At 70.8% G+C, this 15,553-nt stretch carries 13 protein-coding genes; 8 read left to right on the top strand and 5 right to left on the bottom strand.

Going from position 1 to position 15,553, the window contains the following annotated elements; all coding sequences use genetic code 11:
• Nucleotides 1-154: 154 nt before the first annotated feature.
• Together L1785_RS09810 and L1785_RS09815 are read right to left on the bottom strand one after the other, a co-directional pair.
• Nucleotides 155-1,060 carry a phosphotransferase enzyme family protein gene (locus L1785_RS09810; RefSeq protein ID WP_236089077.1) on the bottom strand — a complete coding sequence of 302 codons (906 nt, stop codon included), beginning with the start codon at nucleotides 1,058-1,060 and terminating at the stop codon, nucleotides 155-157.
• An 8-nt stretch (nucleotides 1,061-1,068) separates the two neighbouring features.
• Nucleotides 1,069-2,322: a helix-turn-helix domain-containing protein gene (locus tag L1785_RS09815; protein WP_236089078.1), complete on the bottom strand. Its 1,254-nt coding sequence runs from the start codon at nucleotides 2,320-2,322 to the stop codon at nucleotides 1,069-1,071.
• A gap of 248 nt (nucleotides 2,323-2,570) precedes the next feature.
• Between L1785_RS09815 and L1785_RS09820 the strand changes: the two genes are divergently transcribed.
• The 7 genes from L1785_RS09820 to L1785_RS09850 all read left to right on the top strand — a co-directional run bounded on the left by L1785_RS09820 (nucleotide 2,571) and on the right by L1785_RS09850 (nucleotide 9,548).
• Complete coding sequence (locus L1785_RS09820; protein ID WP_236089079.1) at nucleotides 2,571-2,882, top strand: hypothetical protein; 312 nt, start codon at nucleotides 2,571-2,573, stop codon at nucleotides 2,880-2,882.
• Nucleotides 2,879-4,006: an HAD family hydrolase gene (locus tag L1785_RS09825; protein WP_236089080.1), complete on the top strand. Its 1,128-nt coding sequence runs from the start codon at nucleotides 2,879-2,881 to the stop codon at nucleotides 4,004-4,006. Before L1785_RS09820 ends, L1785_RS09825 begins: the two co-directional genes overlap by 4 nt.
• Nucleotides 4,007-4,154: 148 nt before the next feature.
• A complete protein-coding gene (locus L1785_RS09830) occupies nucleotides 4,155-4,664 on the top strand; it encodes an HIT family protein (RefSeq protein ID WP_236089081.1) in 510 nt (169 codons plus the stop codon).
• The gene (locus L1785_RS09835; RefSeq protein ID WP_236089082.1) at nucleotides 4,661-5,644 is read left to right on the top strand and encodes an NmrA family NAD(P)-binding protein; all 984 of its coding nucleotides are present in this window, start codon (nucleotides 4,661-4,663) and stop codon (nucleotides 5,642-5,644) included. The genes L1785_RS09830 and L1785_RS09835 overlap by 4 nt, the downstream gene beginning before the upstream one ends.
• Nucleotides 5,645-5,681: 37 nt before the next feature.
• Entirely contained in the window at nucleotides 5,682-7,013 is a 1,332-nt protein-coding gene (locus L1785_RS09840) for a D-arabinono-1,4-lactone oxidase (protein ID WP_236089083.1), read from the top strand.
• Nucleotide 7,014: 1 nt separating this feature from the next.
• Nucleotides 7,015-9,189 carry an NAD-dependent DNA ligase LigA gene (ligA, locus tag L1785_RS09845; protein ID WP_236089084.1) on the top strand — a complete coding sequence of 725 codons (2,175 nt, stop codon included), beginning with the start codon at nucleotides 7,015-7,017 and terminating at the stop codon, nucleotides 9,187-9,189.
• A gap of 188 nt (nucleotides 9,190-9,377) precedes the next feature.
• Nucleotides 9,378-9,548 (top strand): hypothetical protein, encoded by a 171-nt coding sequence (locus L1785_RS09850; protein ID WP_236089085.1) that lies wholly within the window; start codon nucleotides 9,378-9,380, stop codon nucleotides 9,546-9,548.
• Here L1785_RS09850 and L1785_RS09855 read toward each other — a convergent pair.
• Both L1785_RS09855 and L1785_RS09860 read right to left on the bottom strand, forming a co-directional pair.
• The gene (locus L1785_RS09855) at nucleotides 9,545-9,916 is read right to left on the bottom strand and encodes a 6-pyruvoyl trahydropterin synthase family protein (RefSeq protein ID WP_236089086.1); all 372 of its coding nucleotides are present in this window, start codon (nucleotides 9,914-9,916) and stop codon (nucleotides 9,545-9,547) included. The genes L1785_RS09850 and L1785_RS09855 overlap by 4 nt on opposite strands.
• 52 nt (nucleotides 9,917-9,968) lie before the next feature.
• A complete protein-coding gene (locus L1785_RS09860; protein ID WP_236089087.1) occupies nucleotides 9,969-12,713 on the bottom strand; it encodes an AAA family ATPase in 2,745 nt (914 codons plus the stop codon).
• A 722-nt stretch (nucleotides 12,714-13,435) separates the two neighbouring features.
• On the opposite strand from L1785_RS09860, the gene L1785_RS09865 reads away from it, so the two are divergent.
• On the top strand, nucleotides 13,436-13,708 hold the full coding sequence (locus tag L1785_RS09865) for a hypothetical protein (protein WP_236089088.1): 273 nt from the start codon (nucleotides 13,436-13,438) through the stop codon (nucleotides 13,706-13,708).
• 72 nt (nucleotides 13,709-13,780) lie between these two features.
• Here L1785_RS09865 and L1785_RS09870 read toward each other — a convergent pair whose 3' ends face one another.
• On the bottom strand, nucleotides 13,781-15,463 hold the full coding sequence (locus L1785_RS09870) for a glycoside hydrolase family 27 protein (protein ID WP_236089089.1): 1,683 nt from the start codon (nucleotides 15,461-15,463) through the stop codon (nucleotides 13,781-13,783).
• Between the last annotated feature and the right edge of the window lie 90 nt (nucleotides 15,464-15,553).

Below are 15,553 nucleotides of genomic sequence, written 5' to 3' on the forward strand. Positions count from 1 at the left end.
GTAGGGGTGGAAGGGTGGATGGAGGAGTGGGTAGTGGAGGTGGGCGTCGAAGATGAGACACGGGAGACGGAGAAGGCGCATCGTGCCGACCCCCGGCGCCGCCCTCCCCCCACGCTCAGCGCCGTCCCGCTCCGCCGTTCTCGGACGACGACATCTACAGGATGTTCCAGGTCGACTCACGGCCGTCGCGAAGGTCGTCGATGCGACGTCTTACCTCGGCCGCCGCAGGCGACCCAGGTGGGGACTTGCGGGCATTGGAGGTGATCATGCGCAGCTCACGCACCTCGCGCAGCCATGGGTAGCCCGCCCAGTCGCGGACGTCTCGGCCGTAGCGGTGGCAGAACTGGTCGTACTCGGCTGGTGGGTGGGCGAAGCGTCGGCAGTGGACCTCGATGGTGGTCAGGTCCCACTCGCGTGGGCCGAGGACGGCGGAGTCCCAGTCGGACAGGACTGCCCGGCCGGTTGCCGGGTCGAGGAGGGTGTTGCGGTGCTGGGCGTCGCCGTGGATGAGCCCCGTCGCGACACCTGCCGTGAGGATCGCTTCGTCCTGCGCGAGCCTGTCGCACAAGCGCTTGAGCAGGTCGCGGTCGTCGTCCGTCAGGAGCGGGCTGCTGGCGATGGAGCGCCTGATCGGACCGAACGCGTCGAGGCGACGCAGCCCGGACGGGGGCACCGGGGCGTCGTGGAGCGCGAGGAGCGACTCGGCGATGTCGGGGGCGCGGACGGCGCGCTCCTGGGGCAGGTAGCGCCACAAGGTCACGACGCGGTCGTCGATGTGCAGCGGCTGGTCCGCCGGGTCGCCCCACAGCTCGACGGTCGGCACGCCGTGCTTCTGCAACCAGGCCACGAGCGCGACGACGTCGGCGAGATGGTGCTCACCGGGTGGGGCGACCTTGATGATGACCGGTGCCGTGTTCAGGCGGTAGACGCCGCTGGTCTGGTGGCGGACCAGGATCATGCCGTCCGGGTCCAAGCCCGACAACCGGGCGGCGGCCTCGGCGATCAGACCGGTGACCTCGGGCGCGTGGGGGAGCGCTGTGCGGTGCGGGCTTGTGGTCACTGGGGGCCTTAGGTCGGGGTGGCGATGAGCTCGGTGAGCTCGGCTCGGGGGCGTTGGGGTGCGCCGTCGGGAAGGGCGCGGACGACGTCGTGGGTCTTGGCGAGCACCACACGCGTCCGGTACTCGACCGGCAGGCCGGTGACGATGTCCATTGCCAGCTGGCACGACTCGTCGGCGTGTCCCGACAGTGCCAGGCAGACCGCCTGGTCGAGGCGGATCAGGGCCGGGTCGACGACGAGGTCGGGCTGCGCCGCATACAGCGCGAGAGCTTCATCCTGCACTCGGCGCGCCCGCGCGGGCTGGTCCAGGTACGTGAGGGTGCCCGACAGGTACAGCAGGAGGCGCTTGTGGTTGAACTGGAACGCGGCGTCGGGCGACCCGAGGGAGCCGGCCTGGTCGACGTACCGCTGCGCGGTATCCATCGCACGCTCGGCGCCCCGGGCGTCGCCCAACCGCGCGAGGGCTCTGCCTTCGGCGGCGGCGGCCAGCGCCGTCGTCTCGGACGCGACACCAGGCAGCAGGGCCTGGGCGCTGCGGGCGAGCTCGACGGCCTGCTCGATGGGGCCGTAGTAGTACGGCAGCATCGCCTCTTGCGCCCGGACCCGGGCCTGGAGGTGCAGGTTCCCGGTGTCGTCCGAGGCGAGACGGGCGGTGCCGTACCAGTAGCGCGACCGCCGAACCTCACCGAGCCTCATCAGAGCGTCGGCGGTCAGCAGGGCCAGGATCGCCTGGGCTTCGGAGAGCTTGGCCTGAACCATGGCGGGCTGTCGCACGGCGGCGATCTCCTGGATCTCCACGATGTCCGACGCGAGCACCGACAGCATCGTCGCCGGCGGGGTGCGCGTGTAAGTCACCAGGTGCTCGGCGATCCGTTCCTCGATCAGATCCAGACGCCGAGACGAGAGCGTCGTCGCGGCCAGCGTGTGGTCGACCAACGGTCGCGCCGCGTCGAGCAGACCCAGGACGTCGCCCTGCTGTGCCGGGCGGTCCCACGCGGTCGACCGCATCGGGACCAGGGGCGACGCCCCGGCGCCCAAGAGCATCGGCAGGGCCGTGGGGGTGAGTCCCAGGGTCGTTTCGAGGTCTTCGGTCGTCAGCCTGAGCACCGCGGCCAGGTTGGCCCGCTGGAAGGGCTGCGGGGTGGACGCGCCGGACTCCCACCGCTGCACGGTGGTGCGATCGATGCCGAGCTGCTCGGCGAGGGCTTCTTGGCTGTACCCGGCTGACCTGCGAGCGTCCGCGAGCCTCGATCTGCGTGACATCAGGGTGTCTCCCGTCAGGTCGGCGTCCGCTGCCCACGATAGCCGCACGCGTCAGCCCGCCCAGAGGCGACATTCCGCATGCGGCCTTTCCGCAGCAGGTCCGCGGCGGAGACGCCGCCCGGGAGCCGTGTTGACGCCCTGTCGCCTGCGATGTGCTTGTCACCACCACGACCGAGGGCCGGCATAGGCGCCCACGCCGATGAGGGGGACACGATGAGCACCAACCAGACCACCAGGGCGGTGACGCCGTGAACGCGCCCGCCCCCGTCGCCGTCGGCTATACCGTCGCGACCACGCCCGACGCCGCGTTCCGTCAGTGCGAGGCGATCGAGGAGTACGCCCGCACCGAGGGCATCGCACTCGCGCAGATCGTGACCGACGACCACGACACCATCACGATCTCCCAGGTCGCCGAGACCGCCCGGCTCCACGAGGCGCAGCTGGTCCTGATACCCGCTGGGGTTGTGCTCGCCGAGGTTCGCGAGGGGATCACCGACGCGCTCGCTCCGCTGGGGGCGGCGTGCGTCGTCGTCGGGCACGCGAGGGAGACGGAAGCGTGAGCGCCCGCACCGCCGTCGCAACCCGCAGTCTGGTCGCGCTCGACATCGACGGCACACTCCTGAACAAGGCAGGCCACGCGACGAAGGCGGTGCACGACGCCGCAGCGCTGGCTCACGCCGCAGGCCACCACCTGGTCCCCGCGACCGGCCGCTCTCTCGTCGGGCTCCTGACCGCCGCCCGAACCCTGAGCCTGACCGACGGGTGGGCCGTGGCCTCCAACGGCGCCCACCTGGTCCGACTCGACCCCACCGCGCCTGGCGGGTACATCGCCGAGGAAGCACACCTGTTCGCCCCTCGCCCAGTGATCCGCCGCTCGCAGGAGCTCCTCGGTGGGGTTGTGGTCGCCGTCGAAGATGTCGGCGTCGGGTGGCGCGTGTCGCGCCGTCTCCCGGACGGCATCCTCAACGGTGCCCAGACCATCACCTCCGTGGCCGACCTCTGTGCGACGCCCGCCACGAGGGTGGCACTTCTCGGGCCGGGGATCCGCCGGTTCGTCGACGCCCTTGCCGCGACGGGCGTCACGGTGACCCCGGCGGGCTCCGACTGGGTCGACGTGGTGAAGCTTGGGGTCTCGAAGGCGACGACGTTGGAGGAGGTCCGACGGCGCCTCGACGTGCCGTCGGGCTCTACGGTCGCGGTGGGCGACGACGTGAACGACGAGGCCATGCTCAGGTGGGCGGCCCGTGGCGTCGCGATGGCCCACGCGCCGGCCCGGGTGCGGCACGCGGCCACCGAGACCACCGGCACCCTGCACGATGACGGCGCCGCGACGGTGCTGCGTTCCCTCGTCCCGGAGGCCGCGCTCGACCCGAACCTGTCGCCCCTGGCCGCGCAGCTCGCCGCCACCGTGGCGGCGGCCCCGTCCACCGTCACGCTCCGGGCGTGGCACGGCACCGGCCCCGCCCTGTCGAGCGTGACCGCGTGGCTGCTCGACGACGGCGAATGGCGCGTCCACGCGCCCGTCCCCGCCGGGACCGGCGCCACCATGCGCGGCCTCGAAGTGGCCGCCCGAGCCGCCGGGCTCGCCTTCCCAGTCGCGGAGGACGCCCCACGAGCGAGGTGGCGCCGCACCACCCTGACGGACGCGCCGTCGTCGTACGAGCTGCCCCTCTGGCGCCCCTGACTCCCCGGCCCACGACCCGGACCGCCCCTTCCCCCGAGTTCCCGGTCGTGAACCCCGCCGACGACGGCGGGACCAGCGGGTCGGAGCCGTCACCCCGGCGACTCCGACCCGCACCCTCCCACCCTCAGCCCGTCCCTGGAGGACACGTATGCCCACGCACCTCGATCCTCGATGGCTGTCCCGGCCTCCGGGTCACGTCCATGCCGACCTGGCCGAACCATGCCCGTTCTGCGCGATCGTCCGAGGCGACGCCGAGGCGCACATCGTGGCCGAGACCGACGAGACGGTCTGCTTTCTGGACCGGCTCCCGGCGACCTACGGGCACGTCTTGGTTGTGCCGAAGCAGCACGTCGTGGACCTGTTCGACATCCCCGACGAGGTGTTCGGCCAGGTCATGGCCGCCGCCAAGCGGGTCGCGGACGCGCTGCGCGACTCGTGCGCGGCCTCGGGCATCAACCTCGTGCACGCCTCGGGTCGGGCAGCCGACCAGACGGTCTTCCACTTCCACGTCCACGTCGTGCCTCGCTACGACGGCGACTCGATCGTCGTGTTCCCCCGACTGGCGGACCCCTCGCGTGCGAACGAGGTCGCCGAGCGCCTGCGCACCGCCCTGACCACCGCGCCTCACCAGGCCCCGACAGAGAGCAGCCACTCATGACGACCTCACCCGGCACGACTCGCCCTGACTCGGCCGCGGCCTCGACGCGCGTGGTCACCGTGCTCGGCGCGACCCGGAACTTCTTCAAGGTCGGCCACTACACGCTGCGCCGCCTCGCGGTCGCGGCCCCGGACCTGACGCTGCGCCTGGCGATCCCCGAGGCACAGGCCGCAGGGCGGGCCGTGCGTGACGTCGACGTCCAGCTGCGGGACTGGGACCTGGCCGACCCGAGGTCGTTGGTCGCGGCGCTGGCCGGGACCGACACGATGCTGATGGTCCCGCCGATCGACCGGCGCGTCGAGATCGGCGGCCTGTACCTGCGGGCCGCGCAGCGGGCCGGGGTGCGGCAGATCGTCTGCCTCGGGATCCAGTTCGCACCCGGGCAGTGCGCGATGGCCGACGAGGCGGCAACGCTGGAATCGCTCCTGGTCGCATCGGGGATCGCCTTCGACCTCGTGCGCCTGCCGATGTTCCTGGAGAACCTCCTCTACCAGTGCCAGTCGATCGCCCAGAACGGGACGTTCACGTTCCCCATCGGCGCTGATGTCCCGTTCTCCTACATCACCTGCGACGACGCGGCCGAGCTGTTCTGCCGCAAGATCCTCGACCCCGGGTCGGTCGACCTGAGCGGTGCCCTGATGAGCCACGCCGCCCAGGCGACCTGCGGGCAGTGGGCAGAGGCGCTCAGCGATGTCTGCGGGCGGCAGGTCACGTTCGCCCGACAGAGCGCCGAGCACTTCATCACGAGCCTGGCTCGGTACGGGATGCGCCCCGAGGCCGCGGCCCAGGTCCTCGGGCTGTGGGAGCGGATCGGGACCTACGGTGACGCTTCGGCGACGCGGACCGCCGAGACCCTCCTCGGGCGCCCGACCACCGACCTGACCACGTGGACGACGGAGCGCGCCTGCTGCTTCGGCACCGGCTTCCTGTCGTGCCCCCACCCGCACCCGCCCGTCCAGCACATGTTCGGTCCCGCCTGACCGTCGCGCCCGCGCCTGGAGACCTGAGGAGGCCTCGATGACCCTCACCAACTGGAACGGCAACGTCACGATCGCCGCCGAGGACGCCTGGACGTCCGTCACCTCCGTGGACCAGATCGAAGCGCTGTTGGCAGGAACCAAGGTTCCGTTGCGGGCGCTCGGTTCCCGGTTCACCTACCCCATGCAGCTTCGTTGCCCGGACGGCACCCACGGGATCGTCCTCGACCTTCCCGGCCGAGGCGTCGGCGAGGTGCGCGGGGACCGCCTCCTCGTCACCGGGGACACCCTGCTCACCGACGTGTGGCGCGTGTTCGCCGATCACGGCCTGGAGCCGGCCGCGTGCCCGCCGGTCATCACCCGACAGACGGTCGCCGGAGCCCTGGCGACCGGCACCCACGCACAAGGCCTGGCCGGTGGGACGTTCTCCGACGCGGTCACCGGGATCGACCTCGTGGACGGCACCGGCACCCGGCATTGGCTCACGCCCGATGACGACGGTTTCGACGCCGCCGTCCTGAACCTTGGCTGCCTCGGCGTCGTCGTCGCCGTCGAGCTCCAGGGACGGCCACGGACCGACGTCGACTGCACGCGGTTCACCGCTCCCGCGGACGCTCTGCCGGAGCACTACGCCACCTGGAGTCGCGACTCGGTCGCCGCGAAGAGCTGGTGGTTCACCGAGCACGACGTCGCACACACCTGGGTTGCGCACGACGGCTCCTGGGCCCGGCCAGCGTCAGTGTGTGGCGACTCTGGCGACCTGGACCGCGTCGTGGCGCGCACCCGCAGCCAGCTCATGACGGACATCGGCGACGGGGGCGGCCAGACCCCGGCCGCCCGGACCCTCGAGAAGTTCCTCGCCGCGACCGACACGCGCGGGACGCTCCAGGAGATCTTCCACAACGGCATCCCTGCCCCGCAGCTCAACATGGAGATCGCTGTCCCCCTCGACGCTGTCCCCGCCGCGTACGCGAGGCTCAACGAACTGCTGCGCTCCTCGGCGACGAAGCTGCACTACCCGGTCATCCTGCGCTCCACCGGCCCGGCCCGAGGTCACCTGAGCCCAGCGCACAACGGGCCTGTGACGTACTTCGGGTTCGTGGCGTATATGACCACCGACGGGCACCTGACCACCGCCCGCCCACTATTCGACGACATCCAGCGCCTCCTGCACACCCTCGGCGGGTGGCCGCACTGGGGCAAATACCTCAGCCCCGACCTGCTCCCCGCCCCCACGAACGGCTTCGCAGAGTTCCGGACCGCCGTCGACCGGTTCGACCCCGACCGACGCTTCGCGAACGACACCTTCTACCAGGCGCTCGGACTGTCCGACCGGGCGGCCGTTGTCAGTGGTGGTCGCCACAATGGATGACGTGACGACGAACCCCGCGCACACCGCCGACAGTCTCCTGGACGAGACCGCCTACCTCGACGCCGTCGCACGAGCCCGCCGGGCCGCCGACGCCTACTACGGCACCGGTGAGCCGGACCTCGACGACGAGACCTACGACCGCCTGCTGCGCAGCATCGTCGCCTGGGAGACGGCCCACCCCGACCACGCGGCACCCGAGTCTCCGTCCCGTCAAGTCGCCGCGGGCGTCACCCTCGGGGACGTCCCGCACACCGTCGCGATGCTCAGCCTGGGCAACGTGTTCTCCGACGACGACCTCACCACCTGGGCCGCCTCCGTGGAAAGACGTCTCGGCGGGGCGCCCGTGGCCGGGTGGGCCGTCGAGCCGAAGCTCGACGGCGTCGCCCTCGCCGCCCGCTACCGCGACGGTCGCCTCGTCCAGCTCGTCACCCGCGGCAACGGCACCACCGGGGAGGACGTGTCGCACGCGATCGGCCACATCGTCGGGCTGCCCCTGACCCTCACCGAACCGGTCACGATCGAGGTCCGTGGCGAGGTCCTCATGACCGAGGCGCAGTTCACGGCCGCGAACACGCTACGGACCGAGCACGGTGCCCTGGCCTTCGCGAACCGTCGCAACGCGTCCTCCGGTTCCTTGCGCGCCAAGGACCGCGCCTACCAGATCGCCCAGACGTTCCTCGCGTACGCCGCGCTCACCGTCCCCGAGCACACCGACGTACCCGACCTGGGGACGCTCACCCACACCCAGCTCATCGCCAGACTCGCGTCCCTCGGGCTCGGCACCACCGCCGGCACCCCCGTCGCCACGGTGGCGTGCGCGACGCTGCAGGAGGCCCTGGAACGGGTCCACCAGGTCGGTGCCCTGCGCGCCGACCTGGACTTCGAGCTCGACGGCGCCGTCATCAAGGCCGACGACCCCGACGACCAGGCCCGCGCCGGCTTCGGATCCCGCACACCCCACTGGGCCACCGCGTACAAGTTCCCCGCCGTCCAGAAGATCACCGTCCTGCGCGCCGTCGAGTGGAGCGTGGGACGCACCGGCGTCATCGCGCCCCGGGCCGTCCTGGACCCCGTCGAAGTCGCGGGCACCACGATCACCTACGCGACCCTGCACAACCCGGCCGACATCACCCGCCGGGGCCTGATGATCGGCGACCACGTCGTCGTCTACCGAGCCGGGGAGGTTATCCCTCGCGTCGAGGGCGCCGTCAGCACCCTGCGTACCGGCGACGAGCAACCCGTCGTCTTCCCCGAGGCCTGCCCCCGGTGCGGCGCGGACATCGACCGCCGCCAAGAACGATGGCGCTGCACCCGCGGCCGGGCCTGCGGGCAGATCGAGGCTATCCGGTACGCCGTCTCCCGCGACGCGCTCGACATCGACGGACTCGGCGAGAAGATCGTCGTCCAGCTCGTCGACAAGGGCCTCGTCGACGACTTCGCGGACCTGTTCACCCTCAACCGTGACCAACTCCTCAGCCTGGACCGCCTCGCGGACAAGAGCGCCGACAACCTCCTGGCCGCGATCCAGGACGCCAAGACTCGCCCGCTCAACCGCATCTTCTGCGCCCTCGGTGTCCTCGGCACGGGACGGACCATGTCTCTGCGCCTCGCCACCCACTTCGGCACCATGGCCGCAATCCAGGCCGCAACTATCACCGATCTCGAGGTCGTCGACGGGATCGGGCCCGAGAAGGCCCCCACGATCGCGGCCGACCTCGCCGAACTCGCGCTCCTCATTGACAAGCTCGTCGCAACGGGCGTGAACCTGACCCAGCCCGGCTTCACACCCCCGACCACCGACGACCCCGACGAACCGACGCCTCCGGCCGTGGACCTTCCTCTGGCGGGGCTCACCGTCGTCGTCACCGGCTCCATGACCGGCCCCCTCGCCGGCTACTCACGCACCGAGATGACCGAGCTCATCGTCCGCGCGGGCGGACGCCCGTCCTCCAACGTCTCAGCCCGAACCCACCTACTCGTCGCCGGAGACAACGCGGGCAGCAAGCTGGCCAAGGCCCAGGCGCTCGGCATCGAGACCATCACACCCGACGAGCTTGCGGAGACCATCCGCCTGGGGCTGGCCGCAGCCAGAATTGCCATGATGGCCATGGCCGCTGGCGGGACACCAGAGTGCCCGACATCGCTGACGTGCGGCGACGCACGGGCGGAGGCGTGACGCGGCACGCTGTCAGGCCGGCTGCGCTGTCCTACAGGCTGAGGCCATGGGGATCGACCCGGCACGTTGCCGAGCCCGTTGCGGTGCCGTGCGGGTGAGCATGCACGTCGCTCGTCGGTGAGATGAGGAAGACATGTCCGTCTCACGGGGGTGGCGGCCCGCTGCCTGACGCCCGAATAATCTGGCGTATGAGCGAGAGCATCTTCACGCCAGGAGCCGAGGTACTCACTACACGTGGACGCGGCGTTGTCGTCGATGTCCGGGCTACTCCCTCTGGCAAGTTCGTCATCGGGGTCGAGGATGTCAGCGGCGAAGTGAGCTACTTCACTGAGAAGGCTCTCCGGCTCGCGCAGAGCTAGTGGCCTGGCCGGTACTCAGCCCAGGTCTTGGGCGTCTCGGAGACGCGGACGGCGGTGAGGTCGGGGTACCTGTCGATCCATCGGCCGAAGATCCATGTGGACAAGTTCTCGGCCGTCGGAGGTCCCCCCCCCCCCATCGATTCGTTGAGGTGACGGTGATCAAGGGTGTGGTCGACCCACTTCTTGAAGTCGTCGAGGTCGCGGTAGTCGCGCACGAAGCCGGGCCCCACAAGGTCCTCCTGCCGTGCCGACAGCTCGAGGACGACGACGTAGTTGTGCCCGTGCATGCGCGCGCACGGGTGCCAGCTCGGCAGCCCGTCCAGGACGTGGCTCGCCGAGAAGTGGAACTCCTTCGTGATCCTCAGCATGTCGGCCTCAGTGTGCCACCCGGATCAGCCAGCGGAGACCGGCCCTGGGCCGTCATCGTGTGCCCCCGCCAGCACCGCCGATGGCGGCGTTGAGCACCACGTCGGTAAGGAACTGGGTGCGCAGCGCGTCGTCCAGGATGGTGGCGGCCTTGCGGGCCACCTCTCGCCGAGCGCGGGCCAGCAGATGTTCGGCCTCGTCATCCTCCCCGTCCGCGGCGAGCGCCACAGCCGCGTAGTAGAGGACTTCCTCCGTCCATAGCGCCGGCATGTCGCCGACCTCGGTCAGGAGCCGCACTGCGGTGCGCGCGTGCTCCCCCGCCCCGGCCACGTCGCCGCGCTCGGCGTGGATGCGGCCCCGCAGCGAGTGCGCGGCGATCTCGCTGCGCACCATGCCGCTCTGGAGCGTCTCAGCGATCGTGGCCACCGCCAGCCGGTCCGCCTGTAGCAGCAGCTCGTCGGATCCGGCTGCCGCCAGGAGGAGGGTCTCGGCGTAGAGGTTGCGGACGATGGGAACGAGGTTCGCGAGCCAGGTCCGCTCAGTCTCGGCCCACGCGTCGGCGACGAGCTCGAGCGCCTCCTGTGCGGTGCCGTTCTCGGCGAGCAGACGCGCCAGCATCGCCTTGTTGTACGCGCGCCAGCCGCTCTCACCACCGCGTGCCGTCTCGATAGCCACGGCCTCACGCAGCACCGCCTCGGCCTCCTGGTAGGAACCCAGGCTGGCGAGCACCTGCGCGTAGTAGTTGAGCGCGATCGGCAGCTCGGCCTGCAACGGCTCGTCGTGCAGCCGCTCGACGCACCGGCGGAGCCGGGCGAGCGCCTCTCCCAAGTCGCCGGTGTCGTAGAGGCTGATCCCGAGCTGCATCTCACCGAGGTTCCGCGCATGCCGGACGAGGGGGCCATCGTGCTCAGCCAGGCGGGCATTTTCGTAGATTGCCTCTGCCTCGCGGAGCTGGGCGTGGCCGTCGGCGAGACGGCGCTTCGACAGCTGACGTCCGTACTCCACGCGCGCCACGAACAACGCGACCGGGTCGCCGTGCTCCTCCGCCATCAGCACGGCTTCCCCGAGCTTCTCCAGGGACGGGGTCAGGCCCGAGGTGGCGAGGAGGGTCTTGCCGCGCAGCAGGGTCGTCCGGATCCGCAGGCTCGCGTCACCGCACCGTGCGGCGGCGGACTCCGCCTCGGCGGCGAGCGCGTCGATGTCCAGTCCTGCGGCGTCGAGGTGACGACCGCGCCAGCGCACCTCGGTCAGGGACAGGAGGAGCTCGGCGGCCTCGATCAACCGGCGGTCCCGGCTCTCGTCGCCTGCGGGGAGCCTGCGGATCGCGGTGATGGCCTCCAAGCAGTGCTGCTCCGCCTCGCTGAGGGACAAGCCGCTGAGGGCGACCTCGCCCACCTGTCCGCCGGTGGCGGCGTCGACCGCGAGGTCGTAGTGGGCCTGGGCCGTCTCTGCTGCGAAGTCGGGGCCGGCGAGGCGCAGGTGACGGGCGATCTCCAGACGGCGCGGTAGCGGCATCTCGCGCAGGGGCCTGTAGGTCAGCGCTCGGGCAAATCCGGCGTGCCGGGACCGCCTCTGGTGGGGGCTGAGCTGCTCGTACACCATCTGCCACAGGGCGCGGTGCTCGAACCGGTAGCAGTCCGCCCCACGCAGGTCGTCGGCGTCGACCCAGCCCGGCGGCTCGTCGTCGGCCGGCCGGATGAGCGTGCCCGCCCGGGCTACGCGCGCGAGGGTGTCCGCGACGTCGTCGTGCGGCACGCCCTTCACGTCCGCGACGTGCCGGGAGAGGAAGGCTTCGCCCTGCGCCGCGGCGATCAGTACGAGGTCACGTTCGTCGTCGCGAAGGCGGTCCAGGCGGTCGTCCGCCAGGTGGCGGAGGTCTTCGGGGAGGACGATGCCGCGCCGGGCCGGGTCCCACTCCGCAAGGCACAGGCTGAGGAACACAGCGTGACCCGATGTCAGCTCGTGAAGCTCTGCCCCGAGGTCTGGGGTCGCGTCGTCCCGCACGAGGCGGACGAGGTCGTCGACGGCGTCACGCGGCAGCCCGCCCATCGTCCGACGCCGGACGAGGCCTTCGCGCGCCCAGGCCCGGATGAGCGGTTCGACCGGCGATCCGGCGGAGCTTGAGCGCACACCGTCGGAGCAGTGACTCAGGACCACGGCGAGCGGCCGGTCCGAGAGCCGGCGCAGGAGTCGTTCGAGGACCAGGAGGCTGCTGAGGTCACAGTCCTGCACGTCATCCACGAGCAGCACCACCGGTGGCCCTGAGCGCACCGCATCCAGCACGGCGTCGACGATCCGTTCCGCCGCCGCGTGCTGGAAGGGCTGCAGGCTGTCAGCCGGGATGGACCCGGCGGCCAGCGACGCCTTCGTGACCTCTGCGCCCAGGGTGAAGACCGCGCCCAGCCCTGGCACCAGGGCCGACAGCGCCTCAGGTGCGGCGGCCACCGCGCCTCGCGCAGCGATGATGCCTGCCTTGCGGAACAAGCCGCCGGGATGGGGACTCCGGACCTTCCCCAGCGACTGGAGGAGATCGATCGCCAGACCGTACGAGAGGCCCGACCCGATCACCGGCTGGCACCGCACCAGAACGACCCGGCACGCGCCCGGAGGCCGCACCTGCTCTGTCTCGGAAACGAACCGCCGCAGGAGCGTCGACTTGCCCATGCCGGTCACCCCGTCGATGACGAGCGCCCGGCCCCCGCCGCCCGCTGTCACGTCGTCGAGCAGTTCACGCAGCTCCGCCAGGTGCTCCACCCGGTCGACGAAGTTCTCCACCCCACCCGCAAGTCCGATCGGCACCGTTTCCCCCATCTCGGCCGCCCCGTCAACGATGTCGTGTCGCGCGCCACACAGTAGCCGACTGCCCTGCCACAAGGGCGGCCATACCGGGCTGTGACCAGCGAATTCGTCGCTCAGCCGCCCGCTCGACGGCCGGGTCTACTTGGGTGTATCCCGGTCGCCGAGGCGACCGGAACCGTCGAGAAGCCGAAGTCAAGAGACACGAACGGCCCCCACCTGTGGAGGGTGGGAGCCGCTCGTAGTCCGCTGTCTCATTCGGACCCGCCGGCACCCGCAGGCGCCGGAAGAGTGTTGACCAGTCTACATCGCTATCTCAGGATCCAAGACGCCAGCAGCCGCGCGCTCGAAGTGTCGGGATCCAGGGAGGACCACACCCGCGCACAGGTCTGGACGGACGTGACGATCTGGACCTGGCTGCGACGCCGTCCAATCGACTTGGCCGCTGCAGATGCAGGCGACCACGATCCACGGTCGCCGACCTGAAATGGGGTGAAGTGAGGACCAGGCCGTCGAGATGATCCGCACCACGCCAGAAACGGACTGACCCACAACCGACATCTCGGCGGGTCACGCCGCCCTTCCGAGGTCCAGGAGGCGTTCGGATAGTGGCTCACTCCCCCTCCGGACACTCGTTGAGACAGCGACACAGAAGGCCCCCGACCTCCACGTCGGGGGCCTTCTGTGTTGCCAGGCGGGCCGAGTCCACGAAGGTCCACCCGCGAATGCCGCCGGTCGTGCGCGCGGACCTTGCCGCAGGCCTCGTACTGGACGCGAGCGAGTTGCGGCCCGCGGCGATCGCGACCCTCAAGCACGCGGCCTCGCTGGCCAACCCGGAGTTCTGCGAGCTGCAGCGCTTGCGAAAGTCCACCTGGGACACACCCCGGTTCGTCACCGGGTACGACATCACCCCGGACGACGAGCTGGTCCTGCCGCGCGGGCTGCGGCACGCGGCGACCCATCATCCCTGGTGCCCACCAACAGATCCGCCGAGTTAGTCGCTCCGCGACGCGGAGCGACTACCTCGGCGGCTCGTCGCAGTTTCTCCGGGAGGAGGGAGTGCTACCGGGCTACCGGCGCGTCCAGAGCTGGTTCGCCGCGCCCGAGCACGTCCAGAGCAGCACCGCGGTGTTGTTGGCGGTGAGGTTGCGGTCGACGTCCAGGCACAGGCCGGACCGCACGCCGCGGATCGTGCCGTCGCCCTGGAACGTCCACTGCTGGTTGTTACCGCCGTTGCAGTCCCAGAGCTGGACCCGGGTGCCCGCCGTGGCATCGAGCGGGGCGTCGAGGCACTTGCCCAGCGACCGCAGCGTGCCGTCCGTCGGGGTCCACGTCTGGTTCGGTCCCGAGTTGCAGTCCCAGATCACCAGGCCGGTGCCGTTCGCCGTGGCGCTCCCGGGCACGTCGAGGCAGCGGCCCGATGCAGAGCTGACGAGCGCCGTGCCTGTCGGCGGCTGGGACGTGCCGCCAGGGCTCACCTTGAACAGCGCGACGCCGTGCGCGGCGACCTGTGCGGTGATCTGCCCGGTGGTCGTGCCCGTGGCGCCGGTCCACAGCTCGCGGTACGAGTGCGTGCCGGAGCCGAGCCCGACCTCGCCGAGCGTGGTCGAGATCTGCCGACTGCCGGAGCCGCGGTTGAGCAGGGCGACCGCCACGGAGCCGTCGGCGAGCGGCTTGGCCCAGACCTCGGCGTCACCGTCGTCACGCACCCGGTCGGCCTGTCGCACCAGCGGGTCCTGGTCGATCGCGAGGACGTCGCGATTGGTGAGGACCGCACGCACGTCGGCGCTCATGTTCCTCAGGTCGTTGCCGGCAATGAGCGGGGCGCTGAGCATCGCCCACATGCTCTGGTGCGCGCGGTTCTCCGTGGGCGTCAGCGTGTTCCGCACGCCGACCATGAGCATGTCGGGGTCGTTGTACCGCCCGGGCTGCGTCCACTCGCGCATCGGCTCGATGATGTCGAGGGCTTCCGTGATCCCGACGAAGCAGTCGGCCGACGGCGAGCAGCCCGTCGACCAGGCGTCGTCCAGGTCCTCGGAGGTGCGCCACATGTCCGCGAACTCGCCCCAGCCGGAGTAGGTCGGGGCGGTGTTCGAGTGGGCGCTGTTCGGGTTGATCGAGTAGACGATGGGGCGGCCGGTCGCCTTCAGCGCGTCGCCGAACTTCTTGAACAGCGCGGCCTGCTCGGTCACGGTGCCCCGCGGGTCGCACCAGTCGTGCTTGACGTAGTCGACGCCCCACGAGGCGAACAGGTTCGCATCCTGGGTCTCGTACCCGTTCGACGACGTCCCCGGGAGGTTCGCGAAGTACTGGTTGCAGGTCTTCTCCCGCGGCGCGTGGTAGATCCCGAACTTCAGGCCCTTGCCGTGGATGTAGTCGCCCAGCGCCTTCATCCCCGACGGGAAGCGGTCCGTCCGGGCGCGCAGGTTGCCGTTCGCGTCGCGGGTGTCCTGCATCCAGCAGTCGTCGACGACGACGTACTGGTACCCGGCGGCGGCCATGCCCGAGCTCACCATGGCGTCCGCCGTCTCGCGCACCATCTGCTCGTTGATGTCGCAGTAGAAGGTGTTCCAGCTGTTCCAGCCCAGGGGAGGCAACGGCGCCGGCTCCTCGACGGTCGGGTCGGCCGCAGCAGCGGCCGCCGTAGCGGCCGGAGCAGCGGCACCGGCCGCCGGTCCGACGGCGAGCATGGACGTGGTCAGTACGGTCGCGGCGAGCAACGAGAGCCAACGGCGACGAGACAGGCCTTTCACGAGCACTCCTTCGTGCGGTGGTGATGTGGGCGGTGACGCACGGCCGCGTGGTCGTACTGACAACGTGACCGGTAGAGGGACGGGAGATGC

This window comes from Antribacter soli (assembly GCF_021568775.1).
Lineage (GTDB): Bacteria > Actinomycetota > Actinomycetes > Actinomycetales > Cellulomonadaceae > Antribacter > Antribacter soli.

Coding starts and splice junctions, on each gene's coding strand:
- L1785_RS09850 (WP_236089085.1), top strand. CDS start 9,378: ATGAGCGAGAGCATCTTCACGCCAGGAGCCGAGGTACTCACTACACGT.
- L1785_RS09840 (WP_236089083.1), top strand. CDS start 5,682: ATGACCCTCACCAACTGGAACGGCAACGTCACGATCGCCGCCGAGGAC.
- L1785_RS09835 (WP_236089082.1), top strand. CDS start 4,661: ATGACGACCTCACCCGGCACGACTCGCCCTGACTCGGCCGCGGCCTCG.
- L1785_RS09865 (WP_236089088.1), top strand. CDS start 13,436: ATGCCGCCGGTCGTGCGCGCGGACCTTGCCGCAGGCCTCGTACTGGAC.
- L1785_RS09815 (WP_236089078.1), bottom strand. CDS start 2,322: ATGTCACGCAGATCGAGGCTCGCGGACGCTCGCAGGTCAGCCGGGTAC.
- L1785_RS09855 (WP_236089086.1), bottom strand. CDS start 9,916: ATGCTGAGGATCACGAAGGAGTTCCACTTCTCGGCGAGCCACGTCCTG.
- L1785_RS09830 (WP_236089081.1), top strand. CDS start 4,155: ATGCCCACGCACCTCGATCCTCGATGGCTGTCCCGGCCTCCGGGTCAC.